Genomic DNA, 25,972 nt, shown 5'->3' on the forward strand with positions numbered 1-25,972 from the left:
GTGAGCGGGTAGATGGCGGTGCGGGTCGCCGTGGACTTCGGCACGTCGAGCACGTGCGTCGCCGTGTCCGTGAACGCCGGTGCGCCGCAGGTGGTCGCGATCGACGGCCGGCCGGTGATGTCGTCGGCTGTCTATGCCGCAACGGACGGCACGTTGTTCGTCGGTGTGGAGGCGGAGCGGCAGGCGGCTGTGGATCCGTCCCGGTTCGAGCCGAACCCGAAGCGCCGGATCGACGAGCCGGAGTTGCTGTTGGGCAACTCCGTGGTGCCGGTCCGTGCGGTGATCCGGGCTGTTCTGTCGCGCGCGGTCAGTGAGGCCCGGCGGTTCACCGCGGGCGCGGCCGTGTCCCAACTGGTGTTGACGCATCCGGCGGACTGGGGCGGGATCCGGGCCCGGGTGCTGCGGCAGGCGGGCAACGGGCTCGCCGAGCGGATCTTCCTTGTCCCGGAGCCGGTCGCGGCCGCCGTGTTCCACGTCAACAATCCCAACGCGGCCGTGTTCGTCGCCGACCCGGCGCCCATCCCGACCGGGGACACCTTGGCCGTGTTGGATCTCGGCGGCGGGACGGTGGATGTGAGCGTGGTCCGGCGGGTGTCGAGAACCGGGCCGGGGCAGGGTTTCCACGTGCTGGCGACCAAAGGCGACCCGTCGTTCGGCGGTGCGGACGTCGACCAGGTCCTGATGCAGCACATCGGTCAGCTCGTGTCCAACACGGACCCGGACGCGTGGCGTGCGCTGACGGAGGGGCGAGAGCTGGCCGACCGCAGGCGTCGGCGGGTGGTGGCCCAGGATGTGCAGGGCGCGAAGGAGACCTTGTCGAGGCATACCTTCACGGATGTGCCGATGCCGCCGCCGTTCGCGGACGCGCACGTCACCCGGGTGGACCTGGAACAGTTGATCGAGGGGCCGCTGTCCCGTGCCGTGGAGTTGACCGCGGCGACGATTCGCGAGTCCGGGGTGTCGCGGGTGGACGCGATCTTCCTGGTCGGCGGTTCCAGCCGGATCCCGATGGTGGCGCGCCTGGTCCACGAACGGATCGGAGTGATGCCGGTCACGCTGGACCAGCCGGAGACCGTGGTGGCCCGTGGCGCCCTGATCGCCACCGAACCCGCGCCCACCGACAGCGGCCGGCACACCGTCCGAACGCCACCTCGGCCGGTCATCACGTATCCCGTGCCGGTCCCGCCACCTCCGCCGCCACCTGCCCCGCCTCGGCGCAAGGCCAGGGCTGGTTGGCTGGTCGGCGCGGGGGCGTTGGCCGTCGTCATCGCGGTCACACTGGTCGTCGTCCTGACCGCCAACAGTGGACCGACGCCGCCGCCTGGCCGGACGATCGCCCAGTTCGACTACCAGTTCACTCTGCCCGAGGACTGGAAGCAGGTCAGCTCGGACACGGCGAACCGTGAGGTCGCGGCCAAACCCAGCGGTGCCGAGAACGGCGACGACACCATCGTCGTGCAGGAGCTCGCCTTGGATTTCGACGCCACCGCGCAACGTGACCGTGCGATGGCAGCGCTGCGGGCCAAGTACGACCAGTCCACGGTCCGCCTCGCCGACCTGAACGAGAACGCGACTTTCGCCGGCCGTTCGGTGGTCTCGTACCGCCAGCGGCTCGACAAGGCCACTGTGGACTGGTTCGTGCTGTTCGTTGGGCACGCCCAGGTCAGCACCGGCTGCCAGTACACGGACGCGAACCGTGACCGGGTGCTGTCCGCATGCGACCAAGTGGTCCGGACGATGACGGTGACCGCCTGATCCACCCCGATCGAGTGATCCTCCCGGACATTTCACAAGAGCAAATCCCTGTCCACAACTTTGCCGCGCGTAGACAAAACCCCAGGTCGACGCCACATTATTGGCTTCGCATTCGCACCGGTGCGGACCGCGGCGTTCACAGGTGCAAGTACTTCCCGGATTCTTCGGGACAGGGGGAACCGAAGCTGGCAGGGTCTGCGTCGGAAGGGTTGTACGAACAAAGAGCGTGCAACCGAGAACTTCTCTGAAGGGGGTAACTCCCAATGCCTGAAGGCTACGTCGTAACTGGTGCGGACCTGCTCAAGGCCAAGTCGGACACCCAGAACGTCCGTGACAACTCGGCCGCGAACATCAACAACATGCGCAACCAGCTCGCCGGCATCGAAGGTGCCTGGCAGGGACAGGCGGCCACCGCGTTTCACTCGCTGCTGGAGCGGTTCAACACCGCGTCCGACCGGATTCTGCAGGACCTGCAGACGATCAGCGAGAACCTGGGGACGGCGGCCACGCAGTACGGCGCCCGTGAAGAGGAGTCGTCGCAGTCCCTGAAGAACGCCGGCGGCGGCGACTTCAGCTTCTGATTCCCTTGTCGTTCGCGACACAGCAACACCACTTGACTTTCAGAATTTCATTGGGAGGAATCAAATGCCGAACGGCGACCACATCAAGGTAAGTTTCGCGGCCGTTGAGCAGGCCGGCGTCAACATCACCAGCACCTTCAACAAGATGACCCAGGAGCTGGACGACCTGAAGTCCCGCCTCGCCCCGCTGGCCGAGGCCTACCAGGGCCAGGCGCGCGACGCCTGGAACCAGGTCCAGACGGACTGGAACAAGAACCAGGACGAGCTGAACCAGGTGCTGAGCTCGATCGGTACGGCCGTCTCGCAGGCCGCGCAGGACTACCGCGACACCGAGGGTGGCGTCAGCCGCATGTGGCAGTGACGCTCGGCTAAACCATGAAGGGCCCCGGGAACTCCCGGGGCCCTTAGTCGTGTTCCGTGTTTCACGCACTGGTCGTCAGAAGCGGATCTGCCCGAGCCGGGTCCAGAAATCGTCGGCGGCCGCCTTGTCGGGCAGCGCGGTGACCTCCGGCGGCTGCGGAACCGGCGGGAAGTCGGCCCAGTTGGCCCGTCCTTTGTCCGCGTAGCCGAGCTGTATTTTCATTTGCGCGCCACGTCCCGTTGCCCCGCCGTTGACCTCGATTTCGGTAGCGTGCCGGCGCTGTTGAGGACCGGCTGGACAGGCAGAAGAGTGCCCATCATGTCCGACCCGATCTGGTTGGCGATGCCGGTCGGGATCGGAGTCACCGCCGCGTCCAGGAACGGTTTGAGCGTATTGGCGGTGTGCGCTTTCGAACTGCGGCCATCCTGATTGTCGGCCGTTTTCGTCAGGCCCGGCGGCGCCGCTTTGGCGGTCGCGTTGATGCGCCGAGTCGGACGTGGTCGACCGGGCTCTGGGCGGGACTGGAGATGTCGGCGGACCGGCCGCCAGCAGCATCCACCTGAGTCCTTCGCAACGCTCCGGGACCGTGGACCCCACAGGTCGGGAGCGTAACGGGTCGGTCACTGTGGGTGTACGAGGTCGGTTAAGTGGGGGGCGTTTTGACCCCGCCGGATCGCGCCGGGTAACCTCTACCGTTGTTGTGCGGCGCGGCGTGTGACCACTCGCGCCCTTGGTGGGTCCGACCTGCCGTGGGTCCGGCCCGCACAGGCACTCCAGACGCAAGTGACGATGAGGTAGACCCGTGCCCACGTACAGCCCGAAGCCCGGCGAGGTGGCCCGCGCCTGGCATGTGATCGATGCCGAGAACGTGGTGCTCGGCCGCCTTGCCACGCAGGTCGCCACTTTGCTGCGCGGCAAGCACAAGCCCACTTTCGCCCCGCATGTGGACACTGGTGACTTCGTTGTCATCGTGAACGCCGAGAAGGTCGTCCTGACCGGCAACAAGCGGGATCAGGCGTTCGCCTACCGGCACAGTGGCTATCCCGGCGGATTGTCCAAGAAGTCCTTTGGCGAGCTGCTCGACACCCGGCCTGACCGGCTGGTCGAGAAGGTCGTCAAGGGCATGCTGCCGAAGAACAAGCTCGGTCGCGCCCAGGGCAAGAAGCTCAAGGTCTACGCCGGCCCCGAGCACCCGCACACGGCTCAGCAGCCGACGCCCTTCGAGATCACCAAGGTTGCCCAGTGAGTGAAGAAGACATCGTGAGCGCCCCGGAGACCGACGAGGTCGCCGAGGTCGCTGAGGTCACCGAAGTCGACGCCGTCGACGCCGAGCCGCAGGTCGAGGAGGCAGCCGCCGCGGCGGCGCCGCCGGTGATCCGGCTGACCGGCGAGGTCGCCCAGACCGTGGGTCGCCGCAAGGAGGCCGTGGTCCGGGTTCGGCTGACCCCGGGCAGCGGTCAGTTCCGGCTGAACGGCAAGACCCTTGAGGAGTACTTCCCCAACAAGGTGCACCAGCAGCTCATCCGTGAGCCGCTGGTGACGGTGGAGAAGCCCGAGGTGTTCGACATTCGGGCGAACCTCAAGGGCGGCGGCACCACCGGCCAGGCCGGTGCGCTGCGCCTGGCGATCGCCCGCGCGCTGATCGAGCTCGACCCGGAGGACCGTCCGGCGCTGAAGAAGGCCGGCTTCCTCACCCGTGACCCGCGGGTGAAGGAGCGGAAGAAGTACGGCCTGAAGAAGGCCCGCAAGGCGCCTCAGTACAGCAAGCGCTGACGTAGACAAGCCCGAAACGGGAGCAGCTCGGTACGCCGCTGCTCCCGTTTGTGCTCTTCCAGGAGGGATGCACCGGATGGCACGGCTGTTCGGCACCGACGGTGTCCGTGGTCTGGCGAACGTCGAACTGACTCCTGAGCTTGCCCTTTCGGTCGCCGCGTCGGCGGCCAGGGTGTTGGCTGAGCATGACCGCTCGCACCGTCCGGTCGCTGTGGTCGGCCGCGATCCGCGGGCCAGTGGCGAGATGTTGCAGGCCGCGGTGGCCGCGGGGTTGGCGTCGGCCGGCGCGGACGTGTTGCAGGTGGGTGTGGTGCCGACGCCGGGGGTGGCGTTCCTGGTGTCCGACCTGGGCGCGGATCTTGGGGTGATGATCTCCGCGTCGCACAACCCGATGCCGGACAACGGGATCAAGCTGTTCGCGGCGGGTGGGCACAAGTTGCCGGACGAGGTCGAGGACGAGATCGAAGCCGGGGTCGGCACGACCGCGGGTCGTCCGACCGGTGCCGGCGTCGGCCGGATCTTCGACGTGCCGGACGCCCTGGACCGTTACGTCACGCATTTGCTGAAGGCGTGCCCGCAGCGGCTGGACGGCCTGCGCGTCGTCGTGGATTGCGCGAACGGCGCCGCTTGGGCTGCCGCGCCGCGCGCCTACCGTGAGGCGGGCGCTGAGGTCATCGCGATCCACGCGTTGCCTGACGGCGAGAACATCAACGACGACTGCGGATCCACTCACGTCACGGCTCTGCAGAAGGCGGTCGTGGCTGAGGGCGCCCACCTGGGGGTCGCCCACGACGGTGACGCGGACCGTTGCCTGATGGTCGACGCGACCGGCGAGCTGGTGGACGGCGACCAGATCATGGCTGTGCTCGCGCTTGCCCTGAAGGACCGCGGCGAGCTGGTCGAGGACACCCTGGTCACGACCGTGATGAGCAATCTCGGCCTGCACCTGGCGATGCGCGAGGCCGGCGTGACCATCCGGACGACCGCGGTGGGCGACCGGTACGTGCTGGAAGAGCTGCGGACCGGCGGCTATTCGCTGGGCGGCGAGCAGTCCGGGCACGTCCTCATGCCGAGCCACGCGACCACGGGCGACGGTCTGCTGACCGCGATGGGTGTGATGGCCCAGGTGGCGTCCACCGGCCGCTCCCTGGCAGACCTGGCAGGTGTGATGCGTCGCCTTCCACAGGTCCTGGTGAACGTGAAGGTCGCCGACAAGGCAGCGGTCGCGCGGGCCAGTTCGGTGAACGACGCCGTGGCCGAGGTCGAGAAGGAGCTCGGCGAGTCCGGTCGGGTCCTGCTCCGCCCGTCCGGTACCGAGCAGCTGGTCCGGGTGATGGTCGAAGCCACCAGCGAGGCGGCCGCGGAAGCGGCGGCACACCGATTGGCCGGTGTGGTCTCCGCCGTCGGCTGACGACCCAACTGGCAGGGTAGGCACCTCACTACGCTGGGCGCATGACTTACGGCCCGCCACCTCACCAGCAATGGCCTCCGCCCGGGGGACAGCCGCCATTCGGCCCCCGTCCACGACGCAAGCGAGGACTCGTCATCTTCGCGGTCGTCGGCGGCACTTTTGTGTTGCTGGCTGCCCTCGCCGTGTTGCTTGCCGGCAATATCGGTATCACTGAGCTGGTCATCGGCGTCGCGATTCTGGTCGTGGCCGCGGTCATCGTGACCGTGGCCACCAAGCCGAAGGCGGCGCCCGGCTACCCGAACCAGCAGTGGCAGCAGGGCCCGCCACCTGGGTACGGCCCGCCCCCGCAACCACCTGGTTACGGTCCGCCGCCGGGCTGGCAGGGCGGCCCGCCGCGGCACTGAGTCTTCCCGGGCGCAAACCCGAAGTTCACCCGTCGAACAGGCGTTGACGTGGGTACATTGCTGTGCGGAAGCAATTTGGCACCGTTTCGCGACATGGTGCGTCCAAGCCGTGAACCGAGCTTGAAGGGGGAGGGACGATGGCTGTCGACGACACACTCAAGATGGACCACGACCTCATGCGGGCCGTATCCGAGGACGTCGCCGATCTGAGCCTGGCGCTGGCGACAATGCAGCAGTACAGCACCGGTGACGGCTTGAAGGTGGAACATTTCGGCGGCACGCATGTCGGCAACGCCGCGTTCAACGCGTACAACGGCGCTGCGCAGAGGCTCGCCGCGTCCCTTGGTAAGGCGCATGACTTTCTCGTCGCCGCCTCCCAGAAGCTGAGCCAGACGTCGGCGATGGTCAAGGAGACCGACGTGGACAGCGCCTGGGGCATCACCAAGGCCGGAGGTAAGTAGTCGTGGCAGCCGGATTGGGCGCGCCTGTCGAAGCGCCGTTGCAGCCACCGCCGGACGTGAACACGGCGGACACCTCCGAGGCCATGCTCCACAAGCTCGACGACTTCAAGAAGCTGATGGCCGGCGACCGGATGGGCTTCCTGTACGACCGGTGGCGCAACCACCCGTGTGCTTCGCCGCAGATGAAGGGGCAGTGGCAGGGCCAGCCGGTGTTCGGCCAGGGGTGGCAGGAGAACGAGTCGGGTGACGCCGGCAACGGTGACGCCGGCGGGCTGTACCAGCTGAAGGTGATCAACTGGGGGTTCATCTGGGGCGCCCGTGGCCGGCTGAACAACCTGCATTCGGCCGCGGAGGCGTTGCAGAACGCGTCCGACCAGGTCTTCCAGAAGGTCCACGGCGCGTGGACCAGCAAGGCGGGCGATGCCGCCGCCAACAAGTTCACGGATCTGCGTGCCGCCGCCCGTGACTACGCCGACCAGGTACAGACCGTGGGTGCGCAGATGGACGGCGCGTGGCACACCACCAGGCAGGCGGTCGAGCAGCTGTCGAACTTCGCCACTCAGACCGACGTCGGTGGCAAGCCGATGTTCGACAAGTTCGGCGCGGACGGCGCGGGCGACGACCACGGCAACGGGAGCCGCCAGCAGTGGAGCCGCCGGATCGACGAGATCAACAAGGCGTTGCAGAACGGCACGAAGCGATGGGGTATCGAGGCCCATGAAGTCCTCAACCCCGGTACTTCGCTCACCGGCCGCGTCACACAGACTCCGGATAGCGTTCGCTGGCCAGGTCAGGTGTATTTGACCGAGGGCGACAACATGTGGGCGGACCAGGCGTGCAACTGGCTCGATGACATGGCCCAGTGTTATTTCCTCACCATCGCCAATTTCCGGCGGCGCGTTGAGGAGACATTGAAAACGGTCAAGACCGCGTGGAGCACGGTTTACGACAAGACTGTCAATCTCCCGGGAAATCCGTTCGACAAGCTGACGCTCGACGCCGCGGCCCCGCCGCCCGGCGGCAACGGCAAGGACGACGACCACGGGAAAGACAAGAATGACGGCAAGGACGGCAGTCACCCCGGCAACGGCGGCCATCACGGCTCGGTGGACGGCGGCGGCCCGGTCACGCCCGGGAGCGCCGGTGGACCGGACACCGGCGGATCCCAGCCGGTGGACCACAGCGGTACGCAGCCGTCCCAGACCGGCGGCAGCGTGGATCCCGGCACCGGCCCGAACGTTCCCGGTCCGGGGCAGCCCCAGCCAGGGCAACCGGGACAGCCCCAGCAGCACGAGACCGTGACGATCCAGGACGGCGACCGGAAGATCTCGGTCGACAGCCCAGCGGGCGGACACGTCAAGCTGACCGTCGACGACGGCTCCGGGCACCCGAAGACGTACGACATGGACTTCGGTCCCGACCAGCAGACCCCAGGCCAGCACACGCCTGGCCAGCAGACTCCGGGTCAGCACAGCGTGGTTGGCGGCCAGCCGGATCCGACCCAGGGAGCCGGCAGCCAGCCGGGCACCGGTCACCAGGGCCAGCCGTCCCCGCAGAACGGTCAGGCCCACACGCTCCCCGCGCCCGCGGACGGTTCCGTGCAGCACGCGGTGGCAGGTCCGGACGGCAAGGCGGTCATCCACGACGGCAACGTGACGATCACCGCCGAGCAGCCGCCGGGTTCGAACCAGGTGAAGATCACCGTCGACGACGGCTCCGGCCACCCGGCCACGTACATGATCGACTACGCCGACCCGTCGAACCCGCAGATCCAGCACAGCGCGGATCCGGCAGCCCAGCACGCGGCCGGGTTCGCGCAGCAGCAGGCTGACGCAGGCCAGCACGCCCAACATGCCGCACAACCGCAGCAGGCGAGCGGCGACTACGCCCCCACCGACCAGGTCCAACAGGCCGGTAGCCCACGCGCCGACACCGTCTGGGCGGAGCCGCACGAAACTCCGCTGACCACGTCGGTCCAGTCGAATTTCGGGTTCGACGACGGCGCCGCTCACAGTCCTGCGTCCGACGGCGCGTGGTCGACGCAGGGTGATTTGCTCGACGGCAACCAGAGCCAGGTCGCGCCCGCTGCCGGTGACGCGGGTCTGGCCACTGTCCCTGACGACGGCGGCGCGCACCATCAACAGCAGGGCGCCGGCGCGGCAATGGGCGGCATGCCGATGATGGGTGCGATGGGCGGCGGCGGTGGCGGTGGCGGTGGCGGTGACCAGGAGCGCGGCGCCAGTGCGTGGAGCACACAAGGTGACCTGTTCGACGACGGCCCCGGTCTGTCCGCGGACCGCATCAACACCGTTCTCGGCGACGAGGGCTAGGAGGTCCGATGTTCGACGAGAACAGTCCTGAGATGCGGATGGCGCTCGCGCCGTACGAGGACGCGCTCGCCACGTTCGACGCGCAGATGGCGCAGATCGGCGACGAGTTCGCCGCGGAGTGGAGCGCGTACCAGAAGACGGCGGACGAGCGGGACAAGGCGCAGGCCGAGGCGGTGGCGGCAATGGCCGACCAGCTCAAGGCCGACCGGGAGGCGGGCCCGCCGGAAGGCTGGATCCCGCCGCGGGAGGTCAAGGACCTTACGATGTCGTTCGGCGAGTTCGATGACGAGGCGGCGTCCGCGTCGACGTGGACGGCTCCCACGCCGCCGATGGGTTTCCCGCCGCCGCCTCCGATTCCCGAGCCGATCCCGGAGACGCTGCGGGCTCCGGCGCCCGAGCCGACGATGCGGTTCGGCGACTTCGAGGACGAGGAACCAGCAAGCCCACCGCCGCCCCCGCCCGCGCCGGGGCGTCGGCGGTTGCGTACGGACGACGACGAGGACATGTCCGGCCAGAGTTGGCTGTCGTAACGTGATGTCTGGGGAAACCAATGGTTAAGGGGCATGACGGCCTCGGGATGGACCACGAGGCCGTCGGTCAGATCAGCAAGGATCTGGCTGAATTCGCGCAGGCGTTGACGAGCATGCGGTCGTACGCGCACGCGGACGACGGGCTCACGCCGGACAAGTTCGGCCTGATCGCGCAGAAATCCGGCGTCGGCCAGAACTACGCGCAGCTGCGGGACAAGATGCGGGACGTCCTGGACAAGGCGACCCCGATTGTGGACGCGATGAGCCAGGCGCTCGCGTCCGCCCAACGACAAACCGCTGAGGTCGACTCGAATGTCGCGTCGAACATCAGGAAAGCGGACAGGATGCGGTGATGGTTTCCGGTTCTCACGCGGACGGGATAACGGCGGCACTGAAGCCGACGGCGAACAAGGACATCCATTCCACCGACGAACTGCGGCAGGCGTTCGCGTGGTTCCGGGACAACTTGGCGGCGAAACCCGGCAAGCTCGGCGAGCTGTACCAGCGTTGGACGACGCACCCGGCCGCCAAGGGCGGCTGGACAGCTCAGCCGTGGGGCGAGGACGACGACCGGCTGCTGGACGAGTTGGGCGGGATCGACTTCGGCCCGTTGCAGGGGGACAGCCAGCGGTTCGCGAACCTGCGCGGCGCCACCGAGGAGATGCGGCAGGGTGCGGAGAACATCCGCAACCGGCTGCACGACGCCTGGTCCGGCCCGTCGGCGCAGGCCGCACTAGACACATTGGACAGACTGGGCAAGGCGTCGGCGTCGTTCCGGGACACGCTGAACCAGTTCGCCGCGGCGCTGGATCTGGCCCGGTCGGCGTCCCGGGACGCGATCGTGCACGTCCAGCGGAGTGGCATCCGCCCGTTCGACCTGCCGCAGGGGGTGGACACCCGGCGTGCGCAGATTCGCCGGCTGGACATGGCGATCGCGGGGCAACCGCCGTACGAGCGTCCGTACTCGGCCGTCGAACTGCGCGTTCCGTCCATAGTGGACCTGAACATCGGCGGCTTGGAGAAGTGGTGGAGCAACGAGGTGATCAACAGTCTGGACGCGATGTGCGACAGCTACGCCAACGTGGTCGCCCCGCTTCGCCAACTGCTCACCGACACCACCACCGCGGTCACCAACTCATGGTCGGCGCTGGACGACGCGCTGAAACGGCTCGACAGCGGGGATCTGGACCCGTTCGGCGCGGTGAAGGCTGACGTGCCTGGCACCGGCCCGGCGCACGCGCCGGACAACGTGACCTTCGACGACGGTCAACGCCGGATCACGGTCCAACACGACGCCCAGGGTCGGCTGAGCCTCACCGAAGAGCACGTCGGAGCCTCGAATCCGACCGACCAGAGCCAACCAGGCCCGACCCCGACCTCGGGTAGCGGCGGTGGTGCCGCCGCCGCTGGTGGCGGTGGTGGGGGTGCAGCGGCCGGCGGTGGCGGAAGCGTCGGTGGCGGTGGGAGCGTGGGAGGTGCGGGTGCCGCCGCTGGTGGCGGCGGGCCGTCCGGCCAAGGGCCGATGTCCGGGGTGCAGGTACCTGCGTCCAGCCAGCCGGAACAGGCTGCGGCGGCCGCCGGGGCGCACGCGAGCGCGGGCGGTGGCCAGCAGGGCGGCGGCGGGATGCCGATGGGAATGGGCATGGGCGCCGGTGGCGGCCAGGGCGGCGACCAGGAACGCAAGGCGAGCAGGTGGCGTACCCAGGGCGACCTGTTCGACGACGCGGCGGCTGATGTCGTGCCGATGGTGATCGGTGACGTCGACCCCTATGAGGGGAAGTGATGATCGACGAGTCCGACCCGGCGGTGGTCGCGATGCGAGCCCGGTTCGACGAGATCTCCACCCGGCACCGGCAAAGCGTCGCGGACACCGCGGCGACGTACGAGGAAGGCGAGGAACGCAACAAGGCGTACCGCGAGGAAGTGGCCCGCCGGGAGGCGGACATGCTGGCTCCGCCGACCCAGCCGGTCCCGAAGAACCCGTGGCTGAGCCGCCGGACCATGCCGCCGCGCCAGGACGCGTCGGACGACGGCTCGGAGACCGGTTACTACACCAACACCTGGATGGAGTAGCCGTCACGATGCCAGCGGCGCGCCTTTGACGTCGTCCTCAAGGAACTTGGCGTACTCGGTCGCGCCGGTGAGATGGGTCAGGAAGAACGCGGTCAGCAGCGCCCGTGCGATCCGCTGGGTCTTCCGCTCGCCCTTGCCCGGCAACAGCAGTTGGCTCCAGTGCCGGCCTTCGGCGAACCCGAGGTGTCCGGCTTTCGGCAGCTCACGCAGTTGCGTCGGCCCGCCCCAGTACTGCGCGATCAGATGGGCGTTCGCCACCGGTGGCGCCACCATGTCGTTGCCGGCGGCGATGTGCAGGCCAGGCATGTGGCATTGGCTCGCCGCGACGGATGCCGGCGGGTGCGCCTCCGCGGCGGCCAGTGTCGCCACGGCCTTGACCCGTGGGTCCTGCGCGGCGGCCAGCACCGCGCTGCCACCCCCGAACGAATGACCGGCCAGGCCGAGGCGTTCCGGCGAGACGCGGAGGTCGCCCATCCGGACCCCGACGCACGCGTCCAACGCGGCGCTGAGGTCGGCGGCGAAGAGCCGGTGGGAGCCGAACGGCCCGACCTGGGTGCCGGGGGCGGCCACGACGATGCCCCACGACGCGAGGTGCCGCAGCAACCCGTGATAACGCCGCGGTGGCTGGAGCCATCCGTGTCCGAACGCGATCGCCGGCAGGTCACGCCCGGACTTCGGGGTGAACACGACGCCGCGCAGGCCGATCAGCCCCAGGTCGCCCCGCATGACCGTATGCGGTCCGGGAAGTGACAGCTCGTACACCAGGCTCGCCATGGGGCGACGGTAGCCGATCAGTCCGGAACGCACCGGTCCACCCTGCGGCCCGGCACCCCGGTGGGCATCGGGCCACGGGAATCGGCAGACTCGTGGCATGCGCGGAGTGTGGACCACGGACCGAATCCGGTCGGCCGAACAGCAGCTCTTCCAGACCCTGCCCGAACCGACTCTGATGCGTCGGGCGGCGTTCGGTGTCGCGGTCTGCGCGGCGGAGTTCCGGCCGAGGCGGGTTCTGCTCCTGGTCGGCGCGGGCAACAACGGCGGCGACGCGCTCTGGGCGGGCGCGTTCCTGCGTCGGCGTGGCATCGCGGTCGACGCCATCCTCCTCAACCCCGACCGCGCCCATCAGGAAGGGCTGCGGGCTTTCCGTCGAACAGGAGGCCGAATCGTCGACACGCCAGGCGATCCGGACGTCGTCATCGACGGAATCGTTGGTATTTCAGGCAAAGGGCCGTTGCGTCCACGGGCCGCCGAGATCGTCGACCGGATCACCGCGCCGATCATCGCGGTGGACCAGCCCAGTGGTGTCGATCCGGACACCGGCGCCGAGGACGGGCCATGCGTGACCGCGACCGTCACCGTCACTTTCGGCGGCCGCAAACCGGTGCATGCCCTGAGCCGGCGCTGCGGCGAGATCCGTGTCCTCGACATCGGCCTTGGCGAGGTTCTCGACGACCCGGACCTGGTGATCCTCGACCGGCATGACATCGACTGGCCGATCCCCGGTCCGGACGACGACAAGTACACCCAGGGTGTCACGGGAATCGCCGCCGGATCGGCCACCTATCCGGGCGCGGCCGTGCTTTCCGTCAGCGGCGCGGTCCTGGCCACGTCGGGCATGGTCCGGTATGCCGGAACGGCCGCGGACAACGTCCAGCAACGATGGCCCGAGGTCGTCGTCACCGGTGCGATCGAGGACGCCGGCCGGGTCCAGGCCTGGGTGGTCGGCCCCGGCATCGGCACCGGCTCCGCGGGCCGGGAACTCGTCGCCCATGTTCTGGGACAAGGCGTTCCGGTGTGCGTCGACGCGGACGCGATCACGCTGCTCGCGGAGAATCCGGCGTTGTGGGACCGGCGCGATCCGGACACACCGGTCGTGCTCACCCCGCATGACCGTGAGTTCGCCAGGCTGGGACCGCTGGGCAATGACCGGGTCGCGTCGGCGCGCGCGCTCGCCGGCAAGCTGAACGCCGTAGTGCTGCTCAAGGGGTACAACACAATTGTCGCCGATCCGGCTGGCCGGGTGCTGGTCAACCAGTCGCCGTCGGCGTGGCTGGCCACCGCGGGATCGGGTGACGTGCTGTCCGGGATCCTCGGTGCCGTGCTGGCCGCCGGGGTCGATCCTTGGCTGGCCGGGGGATATGCGGCGTATGTGCATTCCCGGGCGGGCACGTTCGCGGCTTCCGGTGCGCCCGCGTCGGCCTCCCTGATCGCCGCCGCGGTTCCCGAAGCCATCCGGGACCTATGAGTTCGTGCGAACGGACCGTTCATTCGGACAACTTCTGGCATACCCCCGCCAGCCGTGTCAGTGTTGAAGGGTGACCTGGAAAACAAGCGTACTCACCGCGATCGGCCTGATGGGCCTCATGGCCAGCCCGGCGAACGCCGAACCGGCCAACCTGGTGTACACCGACCACGGCCCGGTCCGTGGCGTGGTGTCCCAGAATGAGGATGTGCGTTCGTTCCAAGGGATTCCCTTTGCCGCGCCACCGGTGGGCCAGCTGCGGTGGCGTCCGCCGCAGCCGGCCGCCCGATGGCACGACCCGTTGGACGCGAGCAGGCCACGCAGCCAGTGCGCCCAGCTCGCCGGGCTGGGCACGAGCGAGTCCGTCGACGAGGACTGCTTGTATCTCAACGTGACCACGCCGGCGAAGCAGCGAAAGCCGTTGCCGGTCATGGTTTGGGTGCACGGCGGCGGCTTCACCAGTGGCAACGGGTCGATGTACGACGCGACCAAGCTGGTGACCCAGGGCGATGTCATCGTCGTGACCGTCAACTACCGCCTGGGCCCGTTGGGGTTCCTCGCCACACCTGGCCTGTCGGCCGAGACCCCCGGTGTGCAGTCCGGCGACTACGGCCTTGAGGACCAGCAGGCAGCACTGCGTTGGGTGCAGCGAAACGCGGCGGCGTTCGGCGGCGACGCTCGCAATGTCACCGTGTTCGGCGAGTCCGCCGGGGCCGCGGGCGTGTGCATGCAACTCACGTCGCCGACCGCCGCGGGCCTGTTCCAGCGGGCCATCGGCCAGAGCTTCAGCTGCACCACGAGGTTCCCCACCAAACAGGAAGGCGAGGCGCTGGGCACCCAGGTGGCCACCCAGCTCGGCTGTGCGGACGTCGCCTGCCTGCGTGCCAAGCCCGTCAAAGACCTCTTGACAGCGTCGCCCGCCGCGGCACCGGTGATCGGCGGGCGGGAGTTCCCGCTGGAGCCGGCGGACGCGTTGCGGCAGGACAGGTTCAGCCATGTCCCCGTGCTCTGGGGGAGCAACCTGGACGAGATGCGGCTGTTCGTCGGCCTGCGGCATGACCTGATCGGCAAGCCGGTCACCGCCGCCGAGTACGAGGCGTACGTGCGAGCCACGTACGGTCCGGACGCCGGTCGCGTGCTCGCCCTGTACCCGGTGACCAAGTTCGAGTCGCCGAGCATCGCCCTTGCGGCAGTCCAGACGGACGGCGGTGACCCATCGGTGGGCGGCGGTCTGTCGACGTGCCCGGCCCTCAGGAGCTACGGGTTGTTCACCGCTCCACCACGGTCGATTCCGTTGTTCACATACCAGTTCGTGGACCGGACCGCGCCGGCGATCGCCAGCACGCCGACATTCCCCGGAGGTGCGCAACACGCGGCCGAGTTGAACTTCCTGTGGGGCCACTTGTTCGGCCCGCCACTGACCCCACAGCAGGAGGCACTGTCGTCGACAATGGTCCGTTACTGGACGACATTCGCCCACACCGGCAACCCAAACGGCCCGGGAACTCCACCGTGGCACCACTTCAGGTCAACCAGAAACGTGCAGGCACTTGGCCTGGACACAGTGGCCCCAAGCGACCCAGCCGGCCCAAGCAACTGCGCGTTCTGGGCGACAGTCAAACCCAATGCCGCCTAACTTGTCGTTCAAGCGCTTCGCCTTGGTTTGGTGCCCTTCTTGTGGTGGGCTGGCCGGGTGTATGCCTCGCCGGTTGCGAGGATGCGTCCGACATCAAAGCGTTGCGCCGCAACATGATTCTTCGAGCCTGGTCGTCACCCGGGTCCCGGCCGGGTGGGTTTGGTGCCGCCGCTGGACGTGCGACTTTCGTGGGGATGTTGCGGAACCCTCGCCGGACACGTGCCGGAGTCAGCCTGGCCGGGCTGGTGGGGCGTTCTCAGCGCCGCAGAACCTCGGTGACCAGCGGCCGGGCCAGCCGACGCTGGGTGTGCACGACGAGGACCAGCCAGGTCCACCGGTCGGCTGCTTCCGGGGTCGCGTAGCCGAGGCCGGGTCCAGCCCAAGGCCTGCTTAAACAGCCGGAATGTGTGCTCCAGGTCGAATCTGCGCAGTTAGGACCGCCAGCAGCGGTCCACGTCGGCGGCGGTGGCTCCGGTGGCCGAGGACCACAGCCATACGTGGTCGCGGTCGCCGTGCAGGTGGTCGACTTTCAGGCGGAGCAACGCGCCGTCGATGACGGGCAGTTCGCCTTCATGGTCGAGCCAGCAGGTGCGGTGGGTGAGTCGCGGATGGAGCCGGCCCCAGCTGCGAGCTGTCGCCGTGCCGTAGCGGGTCGTCTCGGTGGTCGTGGTGTGCTTGGGTTCCGGCTAGGTGGCGGGCTTGGCAAGAGCGAACTCGGGACCGTGCTTGGGTGGCCTCCCGTCGGTGCCCGGCAGTCTGGGCGGTTTGGGCAGCCGCAGCACCCGGTCGGAGCGGATCCGGCCGAGCACCTTGACGGGTAGGTCCGCCAGCACGGACGCGAGCCGGGTGACGTCGTAGCCGGCGTCCATCACCACGAGGATGTCGGGATCGCCCTCGCTCCAGTGCCTGGCCGTGATCGTCGTTGGACAACATCACGGAGCTGATCCGCGGTCACGGTGGTGGTGGCGTCGTCCTCGGGGCCTGAGCCGGACCGTGTCCAGGATTCCGGTCCACGACGTACGCCCGGACTCCAGGGCGGCCACGAAGGAGTAGGGCCAGCCCGGAATGAACTGCGAGACGTTCTTCGCCCGACCGTAGACGTGGCAGAACAGCCTGTCCACGCTGGTCGGTGCGTCGGAACGCAGCCAGGGGCTGACGTCCACCGCCAGCGCGATCCGTCCGTCGTCCGTGCGGGGCAGGGGCAGCCCGGCCAGTTTCGGCACGTAGCCGCTCCGCCTCGATCCGGCCGCGGTTGAGCCCGTCATTGAGTGCGCCGTGGCCACGCCGATGCTCAGCGGTCAGCGTCAGGTCCACGGCATCGTCCAGCAGACTCATCCACACGGCCGTGGTCAGTGATCATGGGTGCTTCGCAACGCACATGATCACGCCAGGGGCCGTACCGCTGTTCCGGTGAACAGCGAAAACCTCGCAGACAGCCCGACACGGCGCTGCTACAAGTCCTTGTGGAGTCCGAACTCCCTGCAGATAGCGGCGAGGACTTCCGCCGGGTCAGACGTGTCCGTGCGGGTGACGCCCTCGACGATGAACGGTGCCTGGCCGCACTGACCTGAATCAACCTGGATGCAGTCGGTGCCGGAGCCGACGCTGAGGAAGTACACATTGTCGTCGTCACCGGGATGGGTCGCTTGCAACCGCTCGACCCTGAGGCCGGGCACAACCCGGCGGGCATCAACGAAGACGTCGTCCAGTACGCCGCCGCTACGGTCAGCCGGACCCCACACCCTGCCTCTGATCACAGGTCCACTCATGCGTTGCATCATCCAGCAGCTGACGTCGTTCACGCGACGAACAGCACCCTGAAGGTCAAAGAACGCGAACCGCCCCGATCCCGGCTCTCATCGACCGGGACATCTGAAACTCGACCTAGTCAAGCATCTCCACTGGTCAGACGTGCTGCGAGTGGATTGATCAAGGGCATCGAGACCATCCCTTGAGGACACAAGCATGATCCGCCAACCAAACTGATCTGCGAAAACAGCTGCCGGCTGAGCGACGTTGGGGTCAAGCGCGCTGGACGCCGAGGGTCATCAACCGGGAGACGTAGGTGGCGAGGTCGTCGGGTGTCCAGGGTAACTGGTTCACGACGATCATCCGGCCGCAGCTCTCGCAGATGGACGCGAGCAGCTCGGCCAGGACGGGTGCCTTGCGCTCGGTGTCTTCCACGTCGAGTGTTGACAGGTACATGATCACGAGATCGCGCAGCCGCCCGAGAACGGTGTCCCGGGCGGCCCGGACCCGCTTGGCCACTACGGACTCGGAGGTGCGGGAGGACTCGAAGACGACCCGCCACGAGTCCGGTGCTTCGATCGCCGCGGTGAGGAACGCGGTCAGTCCTTGCGTGATGAGGGCTTCCACATCCTCGAACGAAGGCATCTTCGGCAACGCGGCGATGACAGCGTCGAACAACCGGGTCTCCTCGCGGCTCAACAACGCCAGCAACAGTTCGTCCCGGTTCTTGAAGCACTCGTACACCACGGGTTTGGTGACGCCGGCGGCATCGGCGACGGCCTGCATGGACGTGCCGCGATACCCGTGTGCCAGATACACCTGCAGCGCCGAGTCAAGAATGAGGGGCCGCCGTTTCTCCGGCCCCAGATGCGCCGCCCGTCGACGAGCCGGCCTGTCTTGCGCCACCGAACGAACCTACATTATCCCCCACCCGAGTGAAGCAACTCCCACACCCAATCCCAACCACCAGCAAAAACACCCCCACTCACTCCCACCCACTATCCACTCCCCAAACGCCCTACTCCCACCTACCCGCCCACTCCCCAACGCCCTACTCCCACATACGCACTCCCCAACACCCCAACGCCACTCCTAACACCCCCACTCCCCAACGCCACTCCTAACGCCCGCCCTCCCACTCCCACTCTTGACACCTCCTCATTCCCGAACCCCACAAGCCCGAACCTCGAACCCCACTCCCGAAAACCCGCACTCCTAACGCCCCACTCCTAACGCCAACTCCCACCCAACGGCACCTCTCACTGCCACTCCTCACACCCCCGAACTCCGATACCCCCCACTCCCGCCCCTGTGACTGCCGCCCCGCTTCACCCAGAACCTCCGACCCCACTCCCACCCACTCTCACTGCCGCCCCGCTCAGTCCCGAACGCACCCCAAGGCAGCGTCGTGAACGATGTCCCGGGAGCGGTTGCCAGTCGCGACCGCGGGGCGTTGCGAACCGCGACCAAGCCCCTTCTTCCTGGCCGGGACCGCGGCCACGGCCGCAGTCCTGTTGGCCTTCATGGCCGAGCCTTTTCCCGATCGCGGCCAGAGGCAGCGTTGTCCGATGCATCCACTCCGCCGTTGCCGCGTCCACCAAGCCCGCTCCAATGACCTCAGCCGTCGCTCCCGGCCCCCAAGTAGCCGATCACCTCATGTCCCGGCCTCTTCCCAAGCAGCATTCCCAACCGCCACAACGGACTCTCGAACATCCCATCCGCCGTCTTCAGAAACGAAACTCCCGTCAGTCCACTTCGGACAGCGGGCAAGGAGAATCCCCGGGCGCGGTGCGGATCGCGTTGACACCCCGTGATCGACCCACGCGACGGAACCAGAATCTGGAGCCCGCGTGCGCGACCGGTATCACGCTGCCCGACTTCGTTTTCCTGGTGCTGATCCTGGACTATGCGTGCCCGCGTGACAGGCCTGTGCGTCGGGAGGAAGGACGGTCCCCACCTCACGGTCCGTGCGGCGAGCGCAGCTCTTTGCGCAAAGACTGCCCTCGCCGGGCGGCTGATCGATCAGGAGAGTGGGGTTGCCCCTTTGATGGGGTGTTCGGCTTTGGTGGGGGGCTGGTTGGGGGCGTGTTCCCTCTCCCGGCCAACCTGCCAGAGGCAACCACACGTATCAAGAGGTCCGTATCGCCGCCGCTCGACTTGCTTTGCGTAGGCGGACCTCTTGACACGTGTGGTTGGGCTTCGCCCAGGTTGGTCGGGAGAGGGAACACGCCAGCCACACCCATGTGCGCGGGCGCGCGATGCGGGGCTCGGTTAGGTCTATGCCGTCGCCGTTGGATCTCATGCTGAAACGGATCGCGGCCGGCACTCGGGGAACGAAAACGCACGATCCCGGGTACGTCATCCGCGGCCGCTCCCGAACGTCGAGAGCTGCACGCTTTGTCAGGCTGCGTCGAGGTGGGCGACGACGCACGCGATGTTGTCCGGGCCGCCGGAGTGGTTGGCTTGTGCGACTAGTTCCGCTACGGCGTGGTCTGGGCTGGTGTGGCTGGTCAGGATCGATACCAGGGTGTCCCGTGATACCACTGTGTGCAGGCCGTCCGAGCAGAGTAGGTAGCGGTCGCCGGCTTGGGCTTCGTGCAGGTGGATTTGTGGTTCGGTGAGTTCGGCGTTGTCGGTGAAGGCGCGGACCAGGAGGGCGCGGTCTGGGTGGGAGGCCGCTTCTTCTGGTGTGAGTTTGCCTTCGTCGATCATGGTTTGCACGACTGTGTGGTCGTGGGTGATTTGGAACAGTTCGCCGTCGCGTAGCAGGTAGACGCGGCTGTCGCCGATGTGCACCAGTCCCAGTTGGGTGCCGGACCACACCAGGGCGGTCAATGTTGTGCCGCTGCCGTCTGGGGTGTCGCCGACTCGGGCACGGACCGAGTCACGGGCCGCGACGGCCGCCTCGGTGAGCATGTTGAGCAGGTCGCCTTGGGCCAGCGCGGACCGCAGTGCTCCCACCGCCGTCCAGGAGGCGTTGTGGCCGGTGGGGCCGAAGCCGTCGGCGACGGCGAGCAGTTGGTTGTCGGCGTAGGCGGTGTCCTGGTTGTGTGGCCGGACGAGGCCGCGATCTGTGCCGACGGCGTAGCGAATGGACAGTTGTCGCTCACCAACCATGGTGGTGTCCTTTCTGGACAGACGATTGATGAGGGAGGTGACCAGATCCCGTCGGGCCGCGTGGTCGGACTCGGTTTCCCGCCAGTACGCGGCCACCTCACTCGCGGCGGCGAGTGGGGTGAGGCCGCAGATCACGCGGATCCGGGCCAGTGGCAGGCCGATCCGCCGCAGCCAGGCCACCAGCCGGGCTTGGTCCAGCTGTTCCGGCTGGTAGTAGCGGTATCCGGAGACCGGGTCGACCCGAGCCGGAGCCAGCAGTGCCAGCTCGTCGTAGAGGCGCAGCGCTTTGGGCGTCAGCCCGGTGGCCCTTGCGAACTCCCCGATGCTCAGCAGTTTGCTCACCCTCCTCATTTGACGCCACCCACCGTGTGGCCTCCCCTGGGGGCAAGGTCAAGCCCTCAGTCCCAGGCGGGGGTTTGCTGGGTCAGCACGGCTGAGCACCGGGCCAGGAGGCTTTTGAGGGTTTCACGTTCTTCGTCGGTGAACTCGGCGGCGAGTCGTTGTTCGACGGCTGTGGCGCGGGCGTCGGCGGTTTCGAAGGCGGCCAGGCCGGCTTCGGTCAGGCGGGTTTCCAGCATGTTGCGGTGCCAGGGGTGCGGGGTGCGGGCGATCAGGCCGGCGGACTCGAGGTTCTGCAGGATCGTGGTCATCGTTTGGGGTGTCACGTGGCACAGCCGGGCGAGGGCGGCCGCTGAGATGCCGGCGTTGTCGATCAGGTAGAGCAGGGCGGCGTACTGGGGGACCGTCAGCCCAGCGGGCTTCACGGCCGCGTGCTTCACCGTCATCAGGTCGTCGACCACCTGTTTCAGGTCGCCACCCAGGCGTTCCGCGATCGGCATCCGCATCTCAACAGCCTACTTATAGTAATTACATTGACGACTATCAGAGCTCTGATTAATGTTCGTACCCTGAACTGAAGAGGGGTCCTGATGATACGAAAACTGTTACTCGCTGTAGTTGTCGGCGTGCTGGCGCTGACCGGCACCGCATCCGCCGGCCAACTTCCCCGGTCCATTGACGCGCATGGTCCGACGCTGCATCCCGAAGGTGTCGCGTGGGACCCGACCCGCCAGGAGTTCCTGGTCGGGTCGTATCCCCATGGCGACATCTCGGTGGTCCGCGCCGATGGTCGGACGCGGACCCTTGTGCACGACCCGAGGGTGACCTCGACGTTCGGACTGCACGTGGACGCCATCCGAAATCGGTTACTCGCGGTGACCGGCGATGGGGTGGGCATCTTCGACCTGCGGACCGGGCGGACGCTGAATCTGGTGAAGGTCGGGGTACGCCCGAACGACCTGGCGATCGACTGGTGGGGCAACGCCTATGTCACCGATCCCGGGTCGGACACGATCTTCCGGGTCGACGTGCACGGGAAAGTCACGCCGCAGGTCACCGACCCGCGGCTGGGCGACCCGAGCTTCGGGCTGAACGGCATCGTGTGGCATCCGGCCGGCTACCTGCTGGCGGTCCGGTACCTGGACGGCAAGCTGCTCCGGATCTCCCTGCCCGACAGCGGGATCACCGAGGTCCAGTTGGCCAAGCCGATCATCGGCGGCGACGGCCTCGCGCTGCGCCCGGACGGAAAGCTGGTGGTGGTGACGAACAACTTCGGGGCACCCGGCGGTGAGGACGCCGTCACCGTGCTCCAGCCGCACGGCCTGTGGATCTCCGCCACGGTCGTGAAGCACGAGGTGTGGCCAATCCCGGCCCCGACGACCGTCGCGGTCACGCCGTACGGCAGCTATGTCCTCAACGGGCGTCTTGACTGGCTGATCAGGGACCACAAGACCTCGGACGAGTTCTTCCTGACCCGCGCCTGACCGCCGGGAAACATCCGTGTGCGAGCATGGGCGACGTTATGTCCGAACAGAACGCGCCTCGTGCGGAAGCGATCGTCGACCTTGACGCCGTCCGGCACAATGTCGCCCTGCTCGCCGACCGGACGCAGGTCCCGGTCATGGCCGTGGTGAAGGCGGACGGATACGGCCATGGTGCCGCGCCGGTCGCCAGAGCCGCGCTGGCGGCGGGCGCCACGTGGCTCGGCTCGTGCTCCGTGCCCGAGGCCATCGACCTGCGCAAAGCCGGGATCGAAGCGCCGATCCTCGCCTGGCTGTACACGGCCGGCGAGGACCTGAGTGACGCGGTCGCGGCCGGTGTCGACCTGTCCGTGGCGAGTGTCGACGAGTTGACCGCCGCCGAAGGCGCCCGGGTCCACCTGAAGATCGACACCGGCCTGAACCGCAACGGCTGTCCCATGGAACTGTGGCCGGACCTGGTCAAGGCCGCCAAGGGGCACGAGGTCGTGGCGGTCTGGTCGCACCTGGCCAGCGCGGACGAGCCGGGCGACCCGTCGATCGACCGGCAGAAGGCCAGGTTCGACTGGGCGTACCAGGTGGCCGTGGACGCCGGTCTCACCCCGATGCGGCACATCGCCAACTCGGCCGCCACGCTGACCCGGCCGGACCTGGCGATGGACATGGTCCGGGTGGGGATCGCCATGTACGGGCTGAACCCCGTGCCGCAGCAGGAGGATCTGCGGCCGGCGATGACGTTCCGGTCCAGTGTCGTGCACGCCAAGCGGACCGCCGCGGGTGAATCCGTGTCCTACGGCCAGACCTGGACGACGCAGCGGGCCACCACGCTCGCGCTTGTCCCGGTGGGGTACGCGGACGGCGTGCCCCGCGGCCTGTCCGGCCGCCTGGAGGTGTTCCTGGCTGGCAGGCGCAGGCCGGTGGTTGGGCGGGTCTGCATGGACCAGATCGTCGTGGACTGCGGCGACGACCCGGTGCGGCCGGGCGACGAGGTGATCCTGTTCGGGCCGGGTGACCAGGGCGAACCAACCGTCCGGGAGTGGGCCGACATCCTGGGGACCATCGACTACGAGATCGTCACCAACATGTACCGCCCGCGGGTGCGCCGCCGTTATGTGGGGACGAAGTGAACCCTCGGGTCGCCGGTGTCATCGGCGGGGTCTTGGGTGTCGTGGCGACGGGTGCGGCGATAGGTGCTGCTGTTCGGTCGAAGCGGCGCGATATCGAGGACATGTACGCCGATGAGCCGTTCGGGAAGCTGCCGCCGAGCCGCACGTGCACGGTCGCGGCTGACGACGGCGTCCCGCTTTGGGTCGAGGAGGTCGACCCGGATGACGGCGGCACCCCGGACATCACCGTGGTGTTGGTGCACGGGTTCGCGGTGAGCCGGCTGTCGTGGCACTTCCAGCGCCGGATGTTCGCCGAACAGACCGACCCTCGTGTCCGCCAGGTGCTGTACGACCAGCGGAGTCATGGCCGGTCCGGCCGGGCGTCCGAGGAGTCGAGCACGATCGAGCAGTTGGGTCGTGACCTGGCCGCGGTGCTGCGCGCGGTCGTCCCGAAGGGTCCGGTCGTCCTGGTCGGGCACTCAATGGGCGCGATGACCGTGATGGCGCTGGCCGAGCAGGACCCGGACCTGTTCGCGGACCGCGTCCGGGGCGTCGCCCTGATCGGCACGTCCGCGGGCGAGATCGGCACGAGTGGCCTGCCCCGGCCGTTGCTGTCCCGGTACAACCCGCTGACCAGGGGCATGGGCACGTTGGCCGACTGGCAGCCGGGTCTGGTCGAGCTCGTCCGGGCCGCCGGCGGCCAGCTCACCCGCCGGGCCGTGCGGCTCCTCGGGTTCGGCAGCCGAAGCGTCAGCCCGCGCCTGGTCGACTTCCTGGTGCAGATGCTGGACGTCACGCCGGTGCGTGTCCTGGCCGACTTCATCGACACCTTGGGCGGCCACAACAGGTACGCGGCGCTGGCCGGTCTCCAGCACTGTTACGTGCTGGTGCTCAGCGGTGACCGGGACCGGATGACGCCGTTCTCGCACGCGGAACGGATCGCCACCGAACTGCCCGACGCGAAGCTCGTCCGGGTGCGCGGCGCCGGCCACATGGTGATCATGGAACAGCCTGACCTGGTCAACGTGAACCTGGTCGATCTGGTCCGGCAGTGCGCGCGGGGACGCGGCATGGGACGGAGATGGTGGCGGCGCAGGGCATGAACTCGCTGAAACTCGCTCTTCCGGACGACACCGTCGAGTTCGGACACAAGCTGGGCGCGGTGCTGTGCGCCGGCGACCTGGTGCTGCTGGCCGGGCCGTTGGGTGCCGGGAAAACCGTGCTGGTGCGGGGAATCGCGGCCGGTCTCGGGGTGACCGGCCGGGTCAGCTCCCCGACGTTCGTGATCGAACGCGTACACCGGCCGGGCCCTGCGGGACGCGGGGTCGCTCTGGTGCATGTGGACGCTTACCGGTTGGCCGGCCACGTCGAGGAAGTCGACGACCTGGACCTGGACTCGGACCTGACGGACGCGGCGGTCGTGATCGAGTGGGGCGAAGGCCTCGCCGAGCAGCTGTCCGCGGATTATCTGTTGGTACGCCTGGAAAGGCTCGACGACGACACCAGGATCGCGCACCTGGAGCCGCACGGTTCGTGGGCCGGGCGCCTCGCGGACCTCATGTGTTGATCAGGAGCGTGGCGCCGCGCTTGAGGGTTCGGATCACCGGCGCGGTCTCCAGGTTCTCCACGGCTCGCAGCGTGCCCAGCTTCTCCGTCAGGTACCGGTAGAACGCCGGGACAGTCCGGAAGACGACGGACGCCATCAGGTTGCGGGAGCCGGTGGTGGCCGCCGCGAACACCACCTCGGGATGCTTGGCGAGCGCCCGGCCCACTTCGGCGAGTTGCGCCGGCGGCACCGCCATCCACAGGCGCGCCTCCACCGGATAGCCCAGGGCGACCATGTCCATGTCCACGTCGAAGTAGAGCGCGCCGGTCTCCCGCAGGAAGTCCACCCGGCGTTTGGCCGTCGACTCCGACCAGCCGGTGACTTTCGCCAGGTCGGCGAAGCCGACGCGGCCGTCGCGTTCGAGCGCGGCCAGCATCCGGTAGTCGGCGTCGTCGAGCGGGACGATCTCGTCGGTGTAGCGCACTTTGGGCCGCAGTGCCGAGACCTGCTCCTTGGTCAGGCCGGACAGGACTTCCGACTGCTCGACGGGTCCGCCGACGTACGCGTGCAGCAGGCTGTGCGCGCTGACGTCCAGTACGCGCTGCGTCTTCGGCAGTTTCTGCAGCAGCAGGTTCCCCGGTTCCTGGTGGGCGCGGCACTGGACCACGCAGTCGATCTCGGTGCCGCCGGACAGCATCCGTACCCAGTAGGTGTCCGAACGCATGGCGAGGGCCGACGCGACTGATACGGAGACGTCAGGTGCGCAGCGCACACGCAGGTACCAGCGGGTCTCGCCGACGCGCCACGGGAGCGCCAAACCGACCACGCGGGCGGTGTTGGTGGCGCGCAACTGGCGGTACCTGCGGGCCACGGTCTGGTCGGACACTCCCAGGACGTCGGCGATTTTGCTGAAGGACGCGCGGCCGTCGATGTTGAGGGCATAGATCAGGCCACGGTCAATCGCGTCGAGTTCCACCATCGAAGCCTACAAGATGTCGGAAAACGCCACCTGGGCCAAGTTAGTGGCAACGGTTTTCAGTCGTGTTGCAGAGTCCCGGACGTAACCACGGAGAGGGAGTT

Annotated in this window: 26 protein-coding genes and 1 pseudogene; 19 read left to right on the forward strand and 8 right to left on the reverse strand. The window is 68.1% G+C overall.

The genetic code is table 11. From position 1 onward, the window contains the following. Positions 1-12: 12 nt before the first annotated feature. The 3 genes from EV192_RS05755 to EV192_RS05765 all read left to right on the forward strand — a co-directional run bounded on the left by EV192_RS05755 (position 13) and on the right by EV192_RS05765 (position 2,697). Positions 13-1,755 (forward strand): type VII secretion-associated protein, encoded by a 1,743-nt coding sequence (locus EV192_RS05755; RefSeq protein ID WP_132111751.1) that lies wholly within the window; start codon positions 13-15, stop codon positions 1,753-1,755. A 263-nt stretch (positions 1,756-2,018) separates the two neighbouring features. After that, positions 2,019-2,336: a WXG100 family type VII secretion target gene (locus tag EV192_RS05760; protein WP_132111753.1), complete on the forward strand. Its 318-nt coding sequence runs from the start codon at positions 2,019-2,021 to the stop codon at positions 2,334-2,336. 64 nt (positions 2,337-2,400) lie between these two features. After that, complete coding sequence (locus EV192_RS05765; protein WP_132111755.1) at positions 2,401-2,697, forward strand: WXG100 family type VII secretion target; 297 nt, start codon at positions 2,401-2,403, stop codon at positions 2,695-2,697. Positions 2,698-2,772: 75 nt separating this feature from the next. Here EV192_RS05765 and EV192_RS53640 read toward each other — a convergent pair whose 3' ends face one another. Then, positions 2,773-2,919 (reverse strand): hypothetical protein, encoded by a 147-nt coding sequence (locus EV192_RS53640; protein WP_165960217.1) that lies wholly within the window; start codon positions 2,917-2,919, stop codon positions 2,773-2,775. Between the two features lie 580 nt (positions 2,920-3,499). Here EV192_RS53640 and rplM point away from each other — a divergent pair. The 10 genes from rplM (at position 3,500) to EV192_RS05815 (ending at position 11,679) form a co-directional block, all read left to right on the forward strand. Continuing rightward, positions 3,500-3,943 (forward strand): 50S ribosomal protein L13, encoded by a 444-nt coding sequence (gene rplM, locus EV192_RS05770; RefSeq protein WP_132111757.1) that lies wholly within the window; start codon positions 3,500-3,502, stop codon positions 3,941-3,943. Next, positions 3,940-4,470: a 30S ribosomal protein S9 gene (gene rpsI / locus EV192_RS05775; RefSeq protein WP_243726644.1), complete on the forward strand. Its 531-nt coding sequence runs from the start codon at positions 3,940-3,942 to the stop codon at positions 4,468-4,470. Before rplM ends, rpsI begins: the two co-directional genes overlap by 4 nt. 76 nt (positions 4,471-4,546) lie before the next feature. After that, entirely contained in the window at positions 4,547-5,881 is a 1,335-nt protein-coding gene (glmM, locus tag EV192_RS05780; RefSeq protein WP_132111759.1) for a phosphoglucosamine mutase, read from the forward strand. Positions 5,882-5,922: 41 nt separating this feature from the next. Next, positions 5,923-6,285: a hypothetical protein gene (locus EV192_RS05785; protein WP_132111761.1), complete on the forward strand. Its 363-nt coding sequence runs from the start codon at positions 5,923-5,925 to the stop codon at positions 6,283-6,285. 137 nt (positions 6,286-6,422) lie between these two features. After that, positions 6,423-6,746, forward strand: coding sequence for a hypothetical protein (locus EV192_RS05790; protein ID WP_132111763.1), 324 nt, complete (start codon positions 6,423-6,425; stop codon positions 6,744-6,746). A gap of 2 nt (positions 6,747-6,748) precedes the next feature. After that, entirely contained in the window at positions 6,749-9,076 is a 2,328-nt protein-coding gene (locus EV192_RS05795; protein WP_132111765.1) for an ICP22 family protein, read from the forward strand. An 8-nt stretch (positions 9,077-9,084) separates the two neighbouring features. Continuing rightward, positions 9,085-9,606 carry a hypothetical protein gene (locus tag EV192_RS53645; protein WP_165960218.1) on the forward strand — a complete coding sequence of 174 codons (522 nt, stop codon included), beginning with the start codon at positions 9,085-9,087 and terminating at the stop codon, positions 9,604-9,606. Between the two features lie 20 nt (positions 9,607-9,626). Beyond that, positions 9,627-9,959, forward strand: a complete 333-nt coding sequence (locus EV192_RS05805; protein WP_132111769.1) for a hypothetical protein — start codon at positions 9,627-9,629, stop codon at positions 9,957-9,959. After that, the gene (locus EV192_RS53650) at positions 9,959-11,389 is read left to right on the forward strand and encodes a WXG100 family type VII secretion target (RefSeq protein WP_165960219.1); all 1,431 of its coding nucleotides are present in this window, start codon (positions 9,959-9,961) and stop codon (positions 11,387-11,389) included. The genes EV192_RS05805 and EV192_RS53650 overlap by 1 nt, the downstream gene beginning before the upstream one ends. After that, a complete protein-coding gene (locus tag EV192_RS05815; protein ID WP_132111771.1) occupies positions 11,389-11,679 on the forward strand; it encodes a hypothetical protein in 291 nt (96 codons plus the stop codon). The genes EV192_RS53650 and EV192_RS05815 overlap by 1 nt, the downstream gene beginning before the upstream one ends. A 3-nt stretch (positions 11,680-11,682) precedes the next feature. Here the strand turns inward: EV192_RS05815 and EV192_RS05820 are convergent, their stop codons facing one another. After that, positions 11,683-12,453, reverse strand: coding sequence for a dienelactone hydrolase family protein (locus EV192_RS05820; protein WP_132113047.1), 771 nt, complete (start codon positions 12,451-12,453; stop codon positions 11,683-11,685). A 97-nt stretch (positions 12,454-12,550) separates the two neighbouring features. Between EV192_RS05820 and EV192_RS05825 the strand changes: the two genes are divergently transcribed. Further along, positions 12,551-13,924, forward strand: coding sequence for an NAD(P)H-hydrate dehydratase (locus tag EV192_RS05825; protein ID WP_132111773.1), 1,374 nt, complete (start codon positions 12,551-12,553; stop codon positions 13,922-13,924). Positions 13,925-13,994: 70 nt separating this feature from the next. Next, on the forward strand, positions 13,995-15,557 hold the full coding sequence (locus EV192_RS05830) for a carboxylesterase/lipase family protein (RefSeq protein ID WP_132111775.1): 1,563 nt from the start codon (positions 13,995-13,997) through the stop codon (positions 15,555-15,557). A gap of 686 nt (positions 15,558-16,243) precedes the next feature. Here EV192_RS05830 and EV192_RS55525 read toward each other — a convergent pair. The 5 genes and pseudogenes from EV192_RS55525 to EV192_RS05855 all read right to left on the reverse strand — a co-directional run bounded on the left by EV192_RS55525 (position 16,244) and on the right by EV192_RS05855 (position 21,268). Then, positions 16,244-16,822, reverse strand: a pseudogene (locus tag EV192_RS55525) (transposase). A gap of 186 nt (positions 16,823-17,008) precedes the next feature. After that, positions 17,009-17,359 carry a hypothetical protein gene (locus EV192_RS05840; RefSeq protein WP_132111777.1) on the reverse strand — a complete coding sequence of 117 codons (351 nt, stop codon included), beginning with the start codon at positions 17,357-17,359 and terminating at the stop codon, positions 17,009-17,011. A gap of 220 nt (positions 17,360-17,579) precedes the next feature. Continuing rightward, on the reverse strand, positions 17,580-18,212 hold the full coding sequence (locus EV192_RS05845; protein WP_132111779.1) for a TetR/AcrR family transcriptional regulator: 633 nt from the start codon (positions 18,210-18,212) through the stop codon (positions 17,580-17,582). A gap of 1,494 nt (positions 18,213-19,706) precedes the next feature. Continuing rightward, positions 19,707-20,765, reverse strand: a complete 1,059-nt coding sequence (locus tag EV192_RS05850) for a MerR family transcriptional regulator (protein ID WP_243726645.1) — start codon at positions 20,763-20,765, stop codon at positions 19,707-19,709. Positions 20,766-20,821: 56 nt separating this feature from the next. Beyond that, positions 20,822-21,268, reverse strand: coding sequence for a MarR family winged helix-turn-helix transcriptional regulator (locus EV192_RS05855; protein ID WP_207925891.1), 447 nt, complete (start codon positions 21,266-21,268; stop codon positions 20,822-20,824). Positions 21,269-21,352: 84 nt separating this feature from the next. On the opposite strand from EV192_RS05855, the gene EV192_RS05860 reads away from it, so the two are divergent. From EV192_RS05860 to tsaE, 4 genes are read left to right on the forward strand one after another with little or no spacing between them, the layout of a single operon-like run. Further along, positions 21,353-22,246, forward strand: coding sequence for an SMP-30/gluconolactonase/LRE family protein (locus EV192_RS05860; RefSeq protein ID WP_132111783.1), 894 nt, complete (start codon positions 21,353-21,355; stop codon positions 22,244-22,246). 38 nt (positions 22,247-22,284) lie between these two features. Beyond that, on the forward strand, positions 22,285-23,367 hold the full coding sequence (gene alr, locus EV192_RS05865; RefSeq protein WP_132113053.1) for an alanine racemase: 1,083 nt from the start codon (positions 22,285-22,287) through the stop codon (positions 23,365-23,367). Continuing rightward, positions 23,364-24,449, forward strand: a complete 1,086-nt coding sequence (locus EV192_RS05870) for an alpha/beta fold hydrolase (RefSeq protein WP_165960220.1) — start codon at positions 23,364-23,366, stop codon at positions 24,447-24,449. Before alr ends, EV192_RS05870 begins: the two co-directional genes overlap by 4 nt. Beyond that, entirely contained in the window at positions 24,446-24,913 is a 468-nt protein-coding gene (gene tsaE, locus EV192_RS05875; RefSeq protein ID WP_243726646.1) for a tRNA (adenosine(37)-N6)-threonylcarbamoyltransferase complex ATPase subunit type 1 TsaE, read from the forward strand. The genes EV192_RS05870 and tsaE overlap by 4 nt, the downstream gene beginning before the upstream one ends. Here the strand turns inward: tsaE and EV192_RS05880 are convergent. After that, positions 24,903-25,868: an Lrp/AsnC family transcriptional regulator gene (locus EV192_RS05880; RefSeq protein WP_243726647.1), complete on the reverse strand. Its 966-nt coding sequence runs from the start codon at positions 25,866-25,868 to the stop codon at positions 24,903-24,905. The genes tsaE and EV192_RS05880 overlap by 11 nt on opposite strands. Positions 25,869-25,972 lie beyond the last annotated feature (104 nt).

Origin of the sequence: Actinocrispum wychmicini (genome assembly GCF_004345645.1) — a bacterium.
Classification (GTDB): domain Bacteria; phylum Actinomycetota; class Actinomycetes; order Mycobacteriales; family Pseudonocardiaceae; genus Kibdelosporangium; species Kibdelosporangium wychmicini.